The organism is Psychrobacter sp. 72-O-c, assembly GCF_904846605.1.
Taxonomy (GTDB): domain Bacteria; phylum Pseudomonadota; class Gammaproteobacteria; order Pseudomonadales; family Moraxellaceae; genus Psychrobacter.
The window spans coordinates 1-16,653 of sequence record NZ_CAJHBI010000009.1 but is presented as its reverse complement, the minus strand read 5'-3'; the positions used below and the strand labels follow the sequence as shown (position 1 = coordinate 16,653).

At 43.4% G+C, this 16,653-nt stretch carries 16 protein-coding genes; 6 read left to right on the top strand and 10 right to left on the bottom strand.

From position 1 onward, the window contains the following. The first annotated feature begins 27 nt into the window (after positions 1–27). From JMX97_RS04515 to JMX97_RS04495, 5 genes are all read left to right on the top strand, one after another. Positions 28–705 carry a response regulator transcription factor gene (locus JMX97_RS04515; RefSeq protein WP_201555746.1) on the top strand — a complete coding sequence of 226 codons (678 nt, stop codon included), beginning with the start codon at positions 28–30 and terminating at the stop codon, positions 703–705. Between the two features lie 127 nt (positions 706–832). Beyond that, positions 833–2,191 carry a sensor histidine kinase gene (locus JMX97_RS04510; RefSeq protein WP_201555745.1) on the top strand — a complete coding sequence of 453 codons (1,359 nt, stop codon included), beginning with the start codon at positions 833–835 and terminating at the stop codon, positions 2,189–2,191. A gap of 293 nt (positions 2,192–2,484) precedes the next feature. After that, complete coding sequence (locus JMX97_RS04505; RefSeq protein WP_201555744.1) at positions 2,485–2,958, top strand: diacylglycerol kinase; 474 nt, start codon at positions 2,485–2,487, stop codon at positions 2,956–2,958. Positions 2,959–3,006: 48 nt separating this feature from the next. Further along, complete coding sequence (locus tag JMX97_RS04500; RefSeq protein ID WP_201555743.1) at positions 3,007–3,744, top strand: PAP2 family lipid A phosphatase; 738 nt, start codon at positions 3,007–3,009, stop codon at positions 3,742–3,744. 108 nt (positions 3,745–3,852) lie between these two features. Further along, on the top strand, positions 3,853–5,049 hold the full coding sequence (locus tag JMX97_RS04495) for a leucine-rich repeat domain-containing protein (protein ID WP_201555742.1): 1,197 nt from the start codon (positions 3,853–3,855) through the stop codon (positions 5,047–5,049). A 244-nt stretch (positions 5,050–5,293) separates the two neighbouring features. Here JMX97_RS04495 and JMX97_RS04490 read toward each other — a convergent pair whose 3' ends face one another. Next, a complete protein-coding gene (locus JMX97_RS04490) occupies positions 5,294–5,683 on the bottom strand; it encodes a DUF6122 family protein (RefSeq protein WP_201555741.1) in 390 nt (129 codons plus the stop codon). Between the two features lie 431 nt (positions 5,684–6,114). Next, positions 6,115–6,369, bottom strand: a complete 255-nt coding sequence (gene tatA, locus JMX97_RS04485; RefSeq protein WP_201555740.1) for a Sec-independent protein translocase subunit TatA — start codon at positions 6,367–6,369, stop codon at positions 6,115–6,117. A 474-nt stretch (positions 6,370–6,843) separates the two neighbouring features. On the opposite strand from tatA, the gene JMX97_RS04480 reads away from it, so the two are divergent. Further along, entirely contained in the window at positions 6,844–7,755 is a 912-nt protein-coding gene (locus JMX97_RS04480) for a haloalkane dehalogenase (RefSeq protein ID WP_201555739.1), read from the top strand. Between the two features lie 41 nt (positions 7,756–7,796). On the opposite strand, the gene JMX97_RS04475 is transcribed toward JMX97_RS04480, so the two are convergent. The 8 genes from JMX97_RS04475 to JMX97_RS04440 all read right to left on the bottom strand — a co-directional run. Beyond that, positions 7,797–10,271, bottom strand: a complete 2,475-nt coding sequence (locus JMX97_RS04475; protein WP_265089430.1) for a copper-transporting P-type ATPase — start codon at positions 10,269–10,271, stop codon at positions 7,797–7,799. A gap of 96 nt (positions 10,272–10,367) precedes the next feature. Then, positions 10,368–10,592: a hypothetical protein gene (locus JMX97_RS04470; RefSeq protein ID WP_201555738.1), complete on the bottom strand. Its 225-nt coding sequence runs from the start codon at positions 10,590–10,592 to the stop codon at positions 10,368–10,370. A 168-nt stretch (positions 10,593–10,760) separates the two neighbouring features. Next, positions 10,761–11,510, bottom strand: coding sequence for an MBL fold metallo-hydrolase (locus tag JMX97_RS04465; RefSeq protein ID WP_201555737.1), 750 nt, complete (start codon positions 11,508–11,510; stop codon positions 10,761–10,763). Positions 11,511–12,027: 517 nt separating this feature from the next. Beyond that, a complete protein-coding gene (locus JMX97_RS04460) occupies positions 12,028–12,495 on the bottom strand; it encodes a DUF305 domain-containing protein (protein WP_201555736.1) in 468 nt (155 codons plus the stop codon). 44 nt (positions 12,496–12,539) lie between these two features. After that, positions 12,540–13,679 carry a copper resistance protein B gene (locus JMX97_RS04455; RefSeq protein ID WP_201555735.1) on the bottom strand — a complete coding sequence of 380 codons (1,140 nt, stop codon included), beginning with the start codon at positions 13,677–13,679 and terminating at the stop codon, positions 12,540–12,542. Between the two features lie 27 nt (positions 13,680–13,706). Continuing rightward, complete coding sequence (locus JMX97_RS04450; protein ID WP_201555734.1) at positions 13,707–15,401, bottom strand: copper resistance system multicopper oxidase; 1,695 nt, start codon at positions 15,399–15,401, stop codon at positions 13,707–13,709. Positions 15,402–15,532: 131 nt separating this feature from the next. Next, complete coding sequence (locus tag JMX97_RS04445) at positions 15,533–16,177, bottom strand: DUF411 domain-containing protein (protein WP_201555733.1); 645 nt, start codon at positions 16,175–16,177, stop codon at positions 15,533–15,535. Positions 16,178–16,315: 138 nt separating this feature from the next. Beyond that, on the bottom strand, positions 16,316–16,653 hold a 338-nt coding region (locus tag JMX97_RS04440), incomplete at its 5' end, for a c-type cytochrome (RefSeq protein ID WP_201555732.1).

Genomic DNA, 16,653 nt, shown 5'->3' with positions numbered 1-16,653 from the left:
CTAAGCTTTTTTGAGATGGTGACAATTATGTACAAAATACTCGTTATTGAAGACAATCCCGATATTGTGGCAAATATTTATGCTTTTTTTGAGCCAAAAGGTTTTGAGCTAGACAATGCTTATAATGGACTTAGCGGCTTGGCACTGGCGTCAAGCAATCGTTATGACGTTATATTGTTGGACGTAATGCTCCCAGGTATAAATGGCACCAAATTATGCAAAAAGCTTAGAGAAGATCTGCATAATAAGACCCCAGTATTAATGCTGACTGCACGTGATACTATTATGGATAAGGTGGCAGGGTTCGATAGTGGTGCCGATGATTATCTGGTTAAACCGTTCTCATTGGTCGAATTAGAAGCCCGCATCAAAGCCTTGATACGACGTGATCAAGATGAACATTTTCAGCACAACCTTACCGTAGGGGCATTGTTTTTAAATCCTAATGAGCATAATGTGAAGCGAGAAGATCGACTGATAAAACTGACACCGATAGGGTTTAAGGTCTTGCATACATTAATGAGTGCCTCGCCTCGGGTAGTCAGTAAAACCGAGCTTGAGGAAAAGATATGGGGGCAAGATATTCCAAGTAGTGATGCTTTGCGTACACATATGCATAGTGTCCGTACACAGGTCGACAAGCCATTTTCCAAAGCCCTTATAGTTACGGTACCAGGTGTCGGCTATCAGATCATAGATCTCTGATCATTAATGGTAATTGTTGATGTTTTATGACCTAATTCTAATGCGCGCTTCTATAAACAACCAATCACATCTACAACCGTTACGACTCAGTTATTTGTCGTTTCTTACTATCTGAGAAGTAAACGCTATGTTCAATCTAACCTCCATTGTCAATAAATTTCGGCTATCCTACCTCGTGTTTGCAGTTTTGCTGTGTGCGACTTTCGTCAGTATTTTCTTATATGCTGAGGTTAGAATGGAACAAGAATTGGTAAAAGGTCGTCTCTTACAACAGTTGGAGCTTAGTCAAGAAAAAGAGGGTGAGCAGTCAGTTTATATTGCCAGTCCTGGCATCAAGATTTACCATTACGACAAGGCACCTTTGAGCCTGCAAACTCTGGCGACTGAAACGGTGCAAGAAATTTCGGTGACTATAAACACTGAAGAAGGTAAAACTAAGACTAAACTTCATTTTTTCAATTATAAAAAAAATAAACAAGATTATATTTTGACTTACTTAGAAGACACCGAAATGGTCATGGAGAACTATCCGGTTTTAGCAATTTTTGAGCATTTAGAAGACATATTTGCTGATGCGCTGAAAATCGCTGTCATTTTGAGTTTGCTTATCGCAGCGATATTCTCTCATTTATCCTCCAAACAAATCACTAAGCCGTTATTATCCCTAAAGCAAGCCGTAGAGACTGATCATCAAAATTTAACCCAATTGACTCACCTGCCCTCAGAGGTTGGGGTATTGGCACGGGCCATTGATGATAAAAATCATAAGCTAGCACAGTATCTGAAGCGAGAGCAGCTGTTTACAGGGGATGTCAGTCACGAGCTACGTACGCCATTGACTATTATCTTAGGAGCATCAGAAGTGCTTGCAGCGCAATTAGGAGATAATAGTCGCTTGAGCGAATTCACCGATCGTATCAGCAATACCGCTAAAGAAACCTCTGAAATTATCAGTGCTTTATTGCTGCTATCTCGTAATCCTGAACAACTGGACACACCGCAAACCTCTATTAATACTATTGCCATGAATGAGGTTACACGCCTAAAATATTTACTTAAGTACAAACCCGTAACTTGCACAGTAGTTGCTGAGCAGAACTATGTAGCAGCCGTACGACCTGAACTGCTAAAAATGGCCTTAGGTAATTTAATAAAAAATGCTTTTCAATATACCGATGATGGCGAAGTAATCGTCACTATCGATGCTGAAAAGATTACGGTGACCGATACTGGCCTTGGTATTCCTAAGATTATGATGCCTTTGCTATACGAAAGATTTGAGCGTTTAGATCATAAAAGTACAGGCGATCAAAGTGATAACGAGTCCAAAAATCAGTCCGCGTCGCATGAGTACTCCAGTAGTGACGTAGAAGGTACAGGTTTAGGGCTTAGTATCGTGCAGCGTATTATGACTCATATGGACTGGCAGTTAACGCATCAAGCGAATGAGACCGGCGGCAGTACGTTTAGTATTTATTATAAGTAATGATTCTCATAAACAGCGGCTATAAATGGACTGTCTTTGAGAAATTGGTTGGACGGCGAATGGTACTGAATTTCTTTTATCTTATAAGCTCAACGATAACTCTATTACAAGACCCCTAAAACAATAACCCTCGCACTTAACGGATTGTTATATGCGAGAATCAATACGGTCTTAACGTTTTCTTAATCTTCACTGTAGTACACTTAAAGGGTTCTGAGTTTTTGTTTGATTGTCTTTGACACGGCTCAAAATCTACAGCATACCTTGATGTTAATGACTATTGAGAATTCAATATGAGCAAAGTTAATCCCATTAATCTTGATGACGAACAGGCCAATCATTACTCTTTAAGCCAAACAACCTATAATCAGTTGCTTGCACCTGATAGCTATGCAAGTCATGTTAAAGGTAAGAAAGGTCTTTCTCGTATTGTTAAAGCCACGGGTTATTCTTTAGATGGTTTTAAAGCCGCTTACGAAAACGAGGCTGCCTTTAGACAGGTTCTATGGCTCAATCTTGTGTTGTTCATTGCCATTATATTCATTCCTTTTGACATCAGTATAAAAATGATGCTGATAACCGCCTCTTTTTTATCCCTTATCGTTGAGCTATTTAATACTGGTATTGAAGCCAGTGTTGACCATACCTCAACGAACCAACATCCACTCGCTAAAATAGCCAAAGATGTGGGTTCTGCTGCGCAGTTTTTGTCGTTATCACTCTTGTTCATCTTATGGTTACTGGCATTATCAAGTCTTTTGTATTGAGAAATACGTAGGTATATCGCAAGTTAATGTATTCTATAAGGTGTATCAATGACTTTAGAAAACAACTCAACTGATTGGGTCTGGCTCAAACTACTGTGCTTAACCATCATTGCAGCATTAACCTTCGAACACAGCCAATTTGATGTTCGTATTAGTGAGCTTTTCTATTCAAATGGACATTGGCTGTTAGAAAAAGGCGCGCAGCCTTATGCGTTTATCTTTTATGATTTTCCCAAATTATTATTAATTTTATTGGGCGTCTACTTAATAACGATATTAACTTGGCGGTATTGGCAAAGTCGATATTCTAATACCAAGCTTGCTAAGCCATTCTTGTTTAAGCCAATCGCAGCCTTGTCCAGCCGAGAGCTAGGTTATCTGTTAATAACCCTAATCATGGTACCTACTGCTATTGCACTGCTCAAAGGAGTAACTCACGTTAGTTGCCCGAATCACTTGACTCTTTTCAATGGCGATTTGCCCTATCTTAACCTCTGGCAAAACATAGTAGCCATGACACCAGCAAAGTGCTTTCCAGCCGCTCATGCCAGCGCAGGGTTTTCTTTATATGGGTTAGCGTTTTTACCAACCCTACGACAGTATCGCTACAAAATATTTGCAATAGTCACTGTCTTAGGATGGACGATGGGTCTGTATAAGATGCTCTTTGGCGACCATTTTTTTAGTCATACTTTGGTATCTATGTTGCTGTCATTAACGATAGCTTGCGCGCTCGCAACTGTTTTTTTCAAAAGGGCTGCTATAAACATAAGAACAGTGATATAGGTTGTTTATAATTTGATGGTTTGCCTGACGCTAGCAATAGCGGTTGTGCTATTATTTAACTCAACTAAGTCCTAGATACATTCTGTCAATATAGGAAGGAGTAAGGTTATGACTCAAAATAATAATAAGAGTTATCAAGATACCCCTGAATCTAATGCTACCAATAAAGCCCTAGATACTGATGACAGTTGGATTAAGAAGATATGGGCATGGGCAGACGATTTTGAATTACTAGACTCTGAAGTTCCTCGTAATAAAGAGGCGCTACTAGCCATAACCAAGCTAGAAATTTTAGAGCCTGATCTGGATGAACAACACTCTAGAGATGTCTATAGAATGGACTATATACCTGATGAACTCACCTTTCTCACCAATCTCATAGAAATAAATATTAGTGGTATCCATTCGAGTCATTTACCGCAAAATATAGGCCAACTCAGTAATCTGACCAAACTTTCTATTAGTCATTCTAGCCTTATAGCCTTGCCCGATAGTATCGGACAACTCAGTAACCTTACTGAACTCTTTATTGATGAAAGTCAACTTAAAGAACTGCCTGACAGTATCGGTCAACTTGCTAATCTTAATAAGCTTTTTATTAGTCGCTGTCAGCTTAGATGCTTGCCTCACAATATTGGGCAACTTAGCAACCTTACGATACTTGACCTCGTGCATTGTGAGCTTAGGGAGCTGCCTAACAGTATTGGTCAACTCCACAAACTTAATAAGCTATTTATTAGCTATTGTGGGCTTACACATCTGCCGGATAGTATAGGTCAACTTACTAATCTTACTCAGCTCGATCTTATTCACTGTGGATTTAAACATTTGCCAGCTAGTATTGGTCAGCTTACTAACTTGAATAAGCTTTATATTAATCATTGTGAGCTTAAAGAATTACCGAATAGCATTGGACAACTCAGCAACCTGACTGAGCTTTTTATTAGCCATTGTGAGCTTAAAGAGCTACCTGACAGTATCGGAGAACTTACTAATCTTACTAGGCTTGATCTTATCCACTGTGACCTCAGAGAGCTACCGGACAGTATTGGGAAACTGACCAACCTTATTGAGCTTAACCTTATTAATTGTGAACTTAGAGATTTGCCTGAGAGTATTAGTCAGCTCACTAACCTAACTAAGATTAATCTCACTGATTGTAGGCTTAGAGACTTACCTGCCAGTCTCACACAGCTCACTAATTTAGAATGGATTAATCTTAATGGAAATCCATTTGTTAATCTGTCTTCAAAGGTGATAGAGCATTTGCGTACTATAGCCATAGTATATGGTTGGGAGCAATAGTCGTACAGCTGATGGTACAGTGCCATATGTGTTGTTCAGTTCCAAAAAAATGCTGACCAACTCTGTCCGCGCTTTTTTCTTATAAACTCTCTCGAATCCATATTTACGTAGTCATTCAGACCTAAGTGTTGCAATTGCTACGCTATACCGGTGGCTACTGGTCTCCAATTATGCTTAATATGCCTCACTCCCCATTTTCCAAAGCTGCACTCATATACGAAAAATTTAGTGTCGGCACCTATCTCTAACTCCGAATATTGCTACCCAACCACGCTACCAACTCTCGGGCAGCAGCCTCACTCAAACACTGTGGACAATCAAGATAAGTCATCACGCAGTCATTTAAATCAGTCAACATATGCAGTAACAATCCTAAACCAATTAATTTATAGGGCTTTGGTAAAAGCAACATGCCCGCATATACTGCCATCGCATGATAAGTATGCAGCGGATGAAAGTTGATACTACAGCGATTGGGCGAAAAAATAGGCGTTGCCAGCAGATGATCTAAATCTACTAGCATGGTTGCTAGTAAGATCAAATATACTCGCTTATAGTCACTACGAAAAAACGTGTAGGCGATAATCAACGGCATACCAAAATGTAGAAAATAATGGGTAACAGTTTGAATCATCGCTTTTTCCGATTTAAGAGGGTGTCTTAGAAAGTGTGCTAAGAGTAGCATACAAGCAAAGGCATACAATTTAATTATGCCACTACAATTACACCTAAAACACAGACGCGAATTCGCCCCTTAGTGTACAGAGATTAGTCATCTGACTATAAACACGCACAGTAGGTAGCAGTCTGATCTGCCGTTGGGAGACGCCAGCAAACGTTGCCTCGGTATATATACTAACGGAACAGTACCGACACAATGATGACACCTTCTATTCTTGGCCTTAGTCTCATCCACCTATAATCAGTGAGTATTATGCAAAGCGTAGCGAGTGGTATCTTTTCTATCTATTAAGTATCGTACTTTGCACATTTGCACAACTGATAGCTTTTTCTAAAATATCGATTAGCAAGTTCTTGAGTGTCGCTATCTATACGCAGCACTATTTACACCTTGTGCTTATCATCAGCCTGAGTGCCAGCCTGTGTACTTGAATCAGTATCTGGTACTGGCAGATTGCCTTCATGATTAAGTGCGCGGTTTTTGCGAGTATGCTCGGTCTCTTCATCTTTTACCGCTTCTTTAAAACCTTTTACCGCACCACCTAAATCTTTGCCTGCATTCTTTAGCTTAGCAGTGCCAAATACGACCACCACCACGACCAATAAAATCAGCCAATGTGTAATAGAAAAACTACCCATAACGGTATCCTTATATATTGAGATCTTGATAAGAGCATTGTTTGTAACTATGCTTTAGAAAATGCTTTAAAAAACTTTTACAGTACTGACATTCTAAAGTGAATATATTGCCTAACGACCAAGCTTGTAACGGGCTAGCATCCACCTTTCTTATTGTCCTAGTGTCATCATTTTTCAGTAATCGCTCTGTTGCAGGCACAAAGGTTTATGCGGTATAGTCTTCATTCAGAATATTTTCGGAAACGCGCCAAGCGAGCTTGCGGTTACGGTAGGCACCTCTGCTAACACAGCTGGTAACTGACTCAAAACACAATTGTCGTCGAGTACGACACAACTTTAATTTTGAGTCACATTTGATGCATCTAAGCGAGAACTGGTCAACCCTAACCGCTTAGTTTAAGGCCTTAATAATAGGCCGAGTTTTCGGCAGCTGCGTAAGAGTACGCGGTTATTTACCCAACACAAGGACGACATATGAAAACGCTTAGAACCCCTGATTCGTGTTTTGCGAACCTGCCCGATTATGACTTTGCTCCAAACTATCTAATGGTCGACGATAGCGAAGGAGGCGAACTGCGAGTGCATTACCTCGACGAAGGCCCAAAAGATGCCGATCCAATATTACTGTTGCATGGTGAGCCTTCATGGTGTTATCTGTATCGAAAAATAATCCCAGTATTGACTGCAGCAGGACATCGCGTTATTGCCCCAGACCTGCCGGGTTTTGGACGCTCAGACAAACCTGCATCCCGTACTGACTACACCTACCAGCGTCATGTCGACTGGATGCAATCGGTACTCGACCAGTTAGATTTGAAAAACATCACCCTATTTTGTCAAGACTGGGGTGGCCTCATTGGCCTGCGCTTGGTTGCAGCACATCCAAATCGGTTTGCTCGAGTAGCCGCTGGCAATACCATGCTCCCTACTGGTGATCACGACCCAGGAGAAGGTTTTCGCAAGTGGCAGAAATTCTCACAGGAAACACCGCAATTTAATGTCGGAGGCACCATCAAGAGCGGTACCACCACAGAGCTGCCACAGGCAGTAATCGATGCTTACAATGCACCATTTCCTGATGAGTCATATAAGGAAGGTGCCAGACAGTTCCCGCTGCTCGTACCTACAACACCAGATGACCCTGCCTCGGAAAATAACCGTGCTGCTTGGATTGAACTGAGCAAATGGACAAAGCCCTTCATTACCCTGTTCAGCGATTCCGATCCGGTCACTGCTGGCGGTGATCGGATAATGCAAAAACTCATTCCCGGGACCAAAGGCCAAGACCACAAAACTATTGTCAACGGCGGGCATTTTCTTCAGGAAGACCAAGGCGAAAAAGTAGCTGAGCTTCTGGTCAAGTTCATTAACGATAACCCTAGATAACTTGCCTGAATAACTTGCAACCCTTTAACAAACACGGCATATCAGAGCTTTAGGCGACGTAGTCTCAGCGCATTACCAATAACCGATACCGAAGAAAAGCTCATCGCAGCTGCCGCTATCATTGGACTGAGTAAAAGCCCAAAAACTGGATACAGGACACCAGCAGCCAGCGGTATGCCGAGTGCGTTATATATAAACGCAAAAAACAGATTCTGCTTGATGTTACGCATCGTGGAACGGCTCAGTTTATGTGCTCTGACAATGCCCATCAAATCACCCTTCAATAGCGTGATGCCAGCACTCTCCATGGCCACATCTGTGCCAGTTCCCATGGCGATGCCGACATTGGCCTGTGCAAGAGCGGGCGCATCGTTGATACCGTCACCCGCCATGGCTACGATCTGACCGCTACTTTGCAATTCTTTAATAATACGGTTCTTATCTTCTGGAGAGACATCTGCATGCACTTCGTCAATATTCAGCTTACTAGCAACTGCTCTGGCCGTTATTTCGTTGTCACCTGTCAGCATAACTACCCGCAGACCAGCTTTGTGCAGTAGTGATATGGCTTCACTTGTACTCGGCTTGATTGGATCAGCAACTGAGATTAGACCAGCGGCTCGCCCATCTACTGCGACGAACATTACGGTTTCACCGTCCTTCCTGCGTTTGTCGGCGCGTTCTGAAAGCGAGCTATCAAAACTGTCAAGTCGCTGCATGAATTTTGAGTTGCCGACGGCGACCTGCTTGCCATTAACCAGTGCCTGAGCGCCTTCACCAGTGGTTGAACTGAAATCGCTGGCTTTAGCAATATCGAGAGATTTTTCCTTCGCAGCCTTGACAATAGCTTCTGCCAAAGGATGCTCGCTGGCACTCTCTACCGCTGCGACAAGCACAAGGAGTTCATCCTCATCTATACTGCCAAGCGCTTCGATAGCAGTGAGTTCCGGTTTGCCTGCTGTCAGCGTTCCTGTCTTATCTACAACGATGGTATCAACTTTTTCCATGCTCTCTAACGCTTCAGCATTCTTGATGAGTACCCCATGCTGTGCACCCTTTCCGGTACCAACCATAATCGACATTGGCGTGGCCAATCCTAACGCACACGGGCAAGCTATGATTAATACAGCGATAGCATTGACCAGTGCATAGGCCATCGCAGGCACAGGCCCGAGCATAGCCCAGACAATAAAAGTCACAACAGAACAGAGCATAACGATTGGAACGAACCAACCTGCCACCTTATCTGCCAGTCGCTGTATCGGCGCTCGACTGCGCTGAGCTTCGGCAACCATCTTGACAATTTTGGACAATACCGTATCTTCACCGACATCAACCGCTTCAATCAATAGTGTCCCAGTACCGTTCACCGTGCCGCCAGTGACCGTATCTCCTGCTTTTTTTGAAACAGGTAGTGGTTCACCAGTTACCATTGACTCATCGACGTTGCTATTACCATCGAGCACAGTGCCGTCTACGGGAAGCTTCTCTCCTGGCTTAACCCGCAATCTATCGCCACTTACGACTTCATCAAGTGACACTTCTGTCTCGACATCGTTCTCATCCACACGCCTTGCCGTTGGTGGTGCCAGCTCAAGCAGGGCACGAATCGCGCCAGAGGTCTGACTTCTGGCCTTGAGCTCCAGAACCTGACCCAATAGTACTAATGTCGTGATAACCGCTGCTGCTTCATAGTAAACACCGACCCGACCGGAGGCGTCCCTGAAACTGTCTGGAAAAATACCCGGAACAAAGGTGGCTACCAGACTGAAACCAAAAGCCGTACCTACGCCTACCGCAATCAAAGTAAACATGTTCAAGTTTCGACTTTTTATTGATTGCCATCCTCGAACGAAGAAAGGCGCTGCACCCCAAAGCACAACTGGGGTTGCAAGCGCTAGCTGTATCCACTGAGCAATCTGCCCAGAGAGATTATATTGACCAATATTATCTAGGTTTATCCCTACCATATCGCTCATTGCATACAGAAATAGCGGTATAGTCAGCACCGTACAAATCCAAAACCGGCGCGTCATGTCATCGAGTTCTGAAGTATCCTCCTCACCAAGAGTAGCCGTCTCAGGCTCAAGCGCCATTCCGCATATCGGACAGCCACTATTCTCCACGTCCCTAACCTCAGGATGCATGGGACAGATGTAAACAGTGCCGCTATAGCCAGCGGGTACTTTGTCATATTTGCCGCCTTTGACAGATTTTACATCTGTATTCGAAGCGCTGTTATTATGACTATGGCAGCTTGCGTGGTCATCTTTCATTTCTGCCGTCTCGGCAACAGTGTCTTCAGGTTTGAGTGACATTTTGCATATTGGACAGCCACTATCCTCGACGCCCCTAACTTCAGGATGCATTGGACAGATGTAAACAGTACCGCTGTAGCCAACTGGCACTTTATCGTACTTGCCGCCTTTGATGGGTTTTGCATCTGTATTCGCCATACCGCTATCACTTGCGTGGTTACTGTCCATCTCACCTTCTTTATGCATATCATGTTTCATAAAACTGCTCCTGCAATAAACAGAAATTTAGACTCTGCAAAACTGGTACTCGAACACCGTTTCCCTACTGCCAAATTCGATGATTTAATATGAGCTCTAACCTGGTTTACGTAGGTATTTGAGAAGTGCCCTAACTGTCCAGACGAGCAAAACAAAAAATAATAGCGCGAACAGTAGGCACAGGAGTATCCAACCCCAACCCATACCTTGCATCATTGTTCCACTCATCATACCATTGTGTGTTCCATGCATCATGTTGCCATCCAACTCAGCTGCTGAGTGAACCGAAGAAGTTAAATCCAGCATTGCAATGTATTTCATGCGTTATGCTCCCGAGTAAAAAAATATAAACCATCAAGATTCATGGCCAGTGTCCTAACCTGACCATATGGTGCTTGTAAACATATCTTCTTCCATCGTAGCATATCCCTACAGTTTGTAATGTTATTATCAGATCAGCTAGCGTTAGTTTCCCTAAGACCAGTCACATCAGCCTTGCGGGCTCTGCGTCATCTGGCGACAATAATGGGCTAGGTTGTCTGGCAAGTCATTTGGACAAACACCACATTGTTGGTTACCGGGGACGGCGTAGTCGATGAACTTTGGATACGGTAGGTTCAGATTGTCCATGATGACCTTGAACTCTTCGAGTGTCGTGTCCCCGCCAAGCCGTGGGTTACGCTTTTTTTCTTGATTGATCGAAGACACAAAGCGCCCTTGATAGTCGTGCGCAGGGTAGACTAGCGTGTCGTCTGGTAAAGAAAACAGCTTCTGCCGCACAGATTCGTACAGCGTATCGGCATCACCATTCTGGAAGTCGGTCCGACCACATCCGTCAATGAGGAGAGCATCACCAGTGAACACGCGCTCATTGAAGAGATAAGAGAAGTGCCCAGCAGTATGCCCCGGCGTATGTAGCGGGTGTAAGGTAATGCCAGCAACTTTCAAAGGTATGCCTTCTTCGAGTCCAACATCCGCACATGGCAGTCGGTCGTAGGCAGGCGCAGCGATCTTGCTGCCAACGGCACGCTTCAACTCTAGCGCCGCAGTAATATGATCCGCATGAATATGCGTATCAACGGTATAAACTAAATTCAACCCTAACTTATGCACTTCGGCCAAGTCGCGGTCCATTGTCGCGATGACAGGATCAATGAGGATAGCCTGCCCTGTGTCCTCGTCCCCTAGCAAATAAGTATAAGTGCTCGAGAGAGGTTCGTATAATTGTCGAAATATCATGGTAACTCCTTATGTAAGGTTATATAGTTCAGTGGACGGCGTGTCAGACATTATATATATACAATAAATATATTATCTTATAGTATATTATAATTGTAAAGTGTTACACCACACGGATGTATCATGACGTTACCGAAGTATATTTTCTAGTAAGGTAGCAGACTACAACTGACAGAATATACAAGCTTGTAAAGGTCTCATTCACCCCTAGGCCTATGCTCTGCGTCATTATTCCGTGACTTATACTACTCATCACAGTATTTTTCTTTGAGTCATAGCATAGGTGCTAATAATACGCATACGTATGCTTTTGAATACCTCAGCAGCATTCAGAAGTGTTGTTAAATAGGGGTAAGAGATTTGATTGAGGAGTAAGCACTAAAAAAACAACGATTACGGTGGCCAAAAAAGCCAGTGAGAAGAGTGAACCTGTCATTTGAGCCATTTGCTGAGTCAGCGCAACAATACTAGTGCCATTATGGCACCAGCACCGAACATAACCGCTTAACCTAACCCATTATTTTAGCTCATCAATCAGCTGCTTCATCTCATCAATTTCGCGTCTTTGTGCTTTGATAATATCATCAGCAAGCTTTTGTACACGTGGGTCTTCGGTATCAGCGCGCTCACTGGTCAAGATAGCAATCGAATGATGCGGTATCATCGCTTGCATCCAATCGACTTGATCGACGGTCGCTTGCGATCTAACGCCCCACAAACCAATGGCAAACATCACCATACTCAAACCATAAACCAGTAGATTTATCTTAGTCTTTTTATACATATTGCTCATAAATGCCAGCATAATCACTGCCATACCTGCGCCCATATAAAGCGCCATATAAGCTCTGGTTTCACTAAAATAAATATGATCCCATTGATAAGTATTGAAATACATCATGACGTACATCACGAGTGTAGACGTCAAAATCATCAGGGTAAATTTTACATAAGGATTCATGTGTTTTTTATTGGAGTCATTCATAACGTGACCTCTATCTAAACGTGACCTCTATAAGTTTGATACGATTAAAACCAAAATTTGACACCCGCAGTCAGACTACTACCATCAGCTGATTCGTTGTCTTGACGGCGCAAATCACGGGCATCACCCAGGGCAGACTCATAGCTTATACCGACATAAGGTGCCAGTTGACGACTCAAAGTCTCGTAAGTGAGTCTCACTTCGGCTTCCATCTCATTAAAACCTTTCGCAATATGATTATCGCTATCGTCTTTACTAAACGCAGTCAAACCTACCTCTGGTATGACTACCCAATGCTGACTCAAGCGCCACTCATATTCTGCGCCAAGATCAAGCTGTACTTGACCATCAGTATAGACGTAGGCTCTAGCATCTGTTTCAATAAAGTATGGAGCCGTACCGACAATACCTGCCATGAGCGCAGGCTTATCATTTTCAGTATTATAAGCAACACCAGCCTCAACATTCCAGTAAATGCCGAGTGGCTTCCAATAAGCCAATGAGCTCAAACTACCAATTTCTTTATCGTCCTTGGTTTGAGCACTTCCCTCTGTACGCAATCTGAAACGATTGCTATCATCACCGTACCAGCCTTCAACTTCAAAGTTGATCTGATCATCGTCGAACTGATAGCCTAAATCGTCTACAGAAACGCTCCATAGTGGCATGCTACCCATCATTACTGGCTTACCATAACGTCCGTAAGGAACACCGTTGGAGTAGTCAGAACTTCGAGCGTCAGCAGGAGCTTTGCCACCTTGCATACCCGACATGTCCATATCCATACTGCTGTGGTCCATACCTTCCATATCCATACCGCTGTGGTCCATGCCCGCCATGCCACCAGACATATTCATTTTGCTATGATCCATGCCCGCCATGTCACCAGACATATCCATACCGCTGTGATCCATATCCGACATGTCCATTCCAGACATATCCATACCGCTGTGATCCATATCCGACATGTCCATTCCTGACATATCCATACCGCTGTGATCCATATCCGACATGTCCATTCCTGACATATCCATACCGCTGTGATCCATGCCTGGCATTGTCATTTTGTTCACAGTAGTGTGGCCGTCCGCCGCATTCGCCAATGGCGTAGCTAACAACATTGATACGGACAATATAGACATTGGCAACACAGCAGTATTAAAACTTACTTTACGTATTTTCATCTCATCTCTCACCTATCAAGGAGTTATTTAAACGACGGCTACTTCTCTAAACATACCCGCTTCCATGTGATAGAGCAGATGACAATGCCACGCCCACCGACCAGCTTCTCCTGTAGTGTCGAAGCTGATTTTCTGTGCAGGTTGTACCACAATCGTATGTTTGCGGACTTGAAAGTCGCCATTAGGCGCACGCAAATCACTCCACATACCATGTAAATGCATAGGATGGTTCATCATCGTGTCATTGACCAAGGTAATACGTACGCGCTCGCCTGGCTTGATATTTACGGGCGTTGCGTCCTTAAACATAACGCCATCCATGGCCCAAATGTAGCGCTCCATAGCACCCGTTAGATGTAATTCAATCTCTCTGGTAGGTTTGCGCTGCTCTGCTAGCACTTGCTCATCAACAGAGCGTAATTGACTATAAGTCAGTACTTTTCTGTCAATCTTACGCAGGTTGATGCCGGGGTCATCAATGTTTATGCGCGCACTGTCAACACGCATATCCGTCTTAAAGTCATATTCTGTTTTGGCATGTTTGGCATCATAGCCATTTGCACCCATGGCACCCATCATATCGGCCATCGTTAACCACTCGATCTTGTCCATAGCAGGTATAACAGCACGAGCGCCTTTTTTAGTAGCAAGCGTAGTGGCAACAAAACCTGACCGATCTATGTTCTGCGCAAATATAGTATGAGCGTCCCCAGTCGGAGTAACGATGACATCATAAGTCTCAGCTACGCCAATACGGAAGTCATCTACGTCAACAGGTGCGACATCGTTACCATCAGTTGAGACGACTTTCATCTTCAGACCTGGTATCCGCACATCAAAGATAGTTTGTGCTGACCCATTAATAAAACGTAGCTTAACCGGCTGTCCAGCTTTTACGAGCTGTACCCAATTGGCTGCTGTAGTTTTGCCATTCATAAGATAAGTAAAGGTATTTTCACCCGATAAGTCAGTAAAGTCAGTCGGCATCATGCGCATCTGATTCCACATTTTACGCTTGTCATATGCCGCCTCTAAATCGGTTGCTGCGATATCAGACAGTAGCTTTTTGAAGTCTGGTAAATGATAGTTGTCAAAATCAGAGCGCTGCTTTAACAGTTTTAGTAAATTATGCGGATCACGATGCGTCCAATCACTTAGCAATATAACGTGGTCTTGCTCTACTGGATAACGCTCACGACCTTTAGGCTCGACGACGATGGCACCACGCATACCCGTCTGCTCTTGAAAACCCGTATGAGAGTGATACCAATAAGTGCCTGATTGAGGTAAATTAAATTTATAAGTAAAAGTGCTGTTGGCAGGAATACCTGCGAAACTAATACCCGGTACACCATCCATTTCATACGGCACTAAAAGACCATGCCAATGAATAGAAGTCGACTCGTTCAGCTGGTTATGGACGCGAATAACTACGGTATCGCCCTCTTGCATCTTGAGTGTAGGCCCTGGTAGCGAATCATTAATTAGCGTTGCCATGCTTGATTTGCCATTGACCGTTATCATCTTTTCACTAACATAGAGATCGAACTCATTACCTGTCAGTATAGGTACAATGTGATCGGATTTATCACTGTTAACGACAACATTGTTCTGACTGCTACCTAGTGCACTACTGGCAATGGTAGGTAGCATTGAGGCGCCAAGGACCATAGATGACCCTGTCAGAAAACGTCGACGGTTCAGTATGTTTTCAATATTCATAATGATGTCCTAATTTAATTTGCAAGATGGTGTTTAAGCTTATATTTCTAATAATTTCGACATTTAATAGATACTTGAATTCAGTTTGGGAATCTTCTTAAGTAACTTCAAATCTAAGACAACAGACAGAGTTACATTTGCTGTTGCGGAGACTCAATATCAGCATACACTTCTGTAGTGCCGTCATTATTAAGTTGCATTACTTTATAAGGCATAAACTTGTCTTGATACTCCATACCTGGACTACCGACAGGCATACTAGGGACAGCAAGCCCAATGGCTTGTACAGGTGGGTTTGCTAAAAACTGTGCCATGTGTTTTGCAGGAACATGACCTTCAAAAACATAACCATCGGTCGTGACCGTGGTATGACAAGAGCGCATTTGCTGTGGTACGCCATAACGATCTTTAAATAAGGACAAGTCTTCAGGATGCTGCGTGGTTGCGCTTAGACCATTATCTTCTGCATGACCCACCCACTCTTTACAGCAGCCACAGTTAGCATCTTTATAGACCGTTGCGGAGACGTTTTTGAGCAACGTTGACTGGGTGGTTGCGGGAATCATAACCGGTGCAACTTCAGCTTCTTGTGATGCTATCTGGACTGTTTGAGCAGCAGACGGCTCAGCCGGTACTGACTGTGAATCAGCGGCGCTGGTATTAGATTGGCTACAAGCCGCTAGTGTTAACGACAGTGAAGATGTCACCACCAATAAAAGGACACGACCAGATAACCGGTTATGTCCGTTAGAAAATATGTCTTTATAGCGTCTCATAGAACTACTCCTAAACCTCTATTGTTGTCATGAATAATCTCAAAAATATTGCATTGCGCTGAAAGCTCAAAAACCTGATATACATTACCTTTAAAAGGGAAATACCGTTCAGTATTATACCTTTAAATCTATAATAGCTTAATGCTGCATTTCAGATCCGTCATCTGACATGTCCATCATGTCCACGTCACTGCCAAGAGACATATCCATCATGTCGCTATCAAACCTAGTAGTCAGCATCGTGTATTGGCTTTCATCCAGTTCAGGTAACGATCTTATAAAAGCCACCATCGCCCACATTCTATCATCATCATGGGTTGCGCCCCATGCAGGCATTCCCGATGCCATGATGCCGTGTTTAATCGCCCAAAAATTCTGTTGTGCGCCTGCTTTAGTATCATAACGAGCAACAACTTCGGCCTTGGTAAAATTAGGCGGCTTTGGATATAGATACTCGCTCAGATCTGTTTTTTCTA

Bases quoted from the DNA above. Each gene is read 5' to 3' on its own strand.
- JMX97_RS04495 (WP_201555742.1), top strand. From the start codon at position 3,853: ATGACTCAAAATAATAATAAGAGTTATCAAGATACCCCTGAATCTAAT.
- JMX97_RS04460 (WP_201555736.1), bottom strand. From the start codon at position 12,495: ATGAATGACTCCAATAAAAAACACATGAATCCTTATGTAAAATTTACC.
- JMX97_RS04450 (WP_201555734.1), bottom strand. From the start codon at position 15,401: ATGAATATTGAAAACATACTGAACCGTCGACGTTTTCTGACAGGGTCA.
- JMX97_RS04505 (WP_201555744.1), top strand. From the start codon at position 2,485: ATGAGCAAAGTTAATCCCATTAATCTTGATGACGAACAGGCCAATCAT.
- JMX97_RS04470 (WP_201555738.1), bottom strand. From the start codon at position 10,592: ATGAAATACATTGCAATGCTGGATTTAACTTCTTCGGTTCACTCAGCA.
- JMX97_RS04510 (WP_201555745.1), top strand. From the start codon at position 833: ATGTTCAATCTAACCTCCATTGTCAATAAATTTCGGCTATCCTACCTC.
- JMX97_RS04455 (WP_201555735.1), bottom strand. From the start codon at position 13,679: ATGAAAATACGTAAAGTAAGTTTTAATACTGCTGTGTTGCCAATGTCT.
- JMX97_RS04515 (WP_201555746.1), top strand. From the start codon at position 28: ATGTACAAAATACTCGTTATTGAAGACAATCCCGATATTGTGGCAAAT.
- JMX97_RS04445 (WP_201555733.1), bottom strand. From the start codon at position 16,177: ATGAGACGCTATAAAGACATATTTTCTAACGGACATAACCGGTTATCT.
- JMX97_RS04480 (WP_201555739.1), top strand. From the start codon at position 6,844: ATGAAAACGCTTAGAACCCCTGATTCGTGTTTTGCGAACCTGCCCGAT.
- JMX97_RS04475 (WP_265089430.1), bottom strand. From the start codon at position 10,271: ATGAAACATGATATGCATAAAGAAGGTGAGATGGACAGTAACCACGCA.
- JMX97_RS04500 (WP_201555743.1), top strand. From the start codon at position 3,007: ATGACTTTAGAAAACAACTCAACTGATTGGGTCTGGCTCAAACTACTG.
- JMX97_RS04490 (WP_201555741.1), bottom strand. From the start codon at position 5,683: ATGATTCAAACTGTTACCCATTATTTTCTACATTTTGGTATGCCGTTG.
- JMX97_RS04465 (WP_201555737.1), bottom strand. From the start codon at position 11,510: ATGATATTTCGACAATTATACGAACCTCTCTCGAGCACTTATACTTAT.
- tatA (WP_201555740.1), bottom strand. From the start codon at position 6,369: ATGGGTAGTTTTTCTATTACACATTGGCTGATTTTATTGGTCGTGGTG.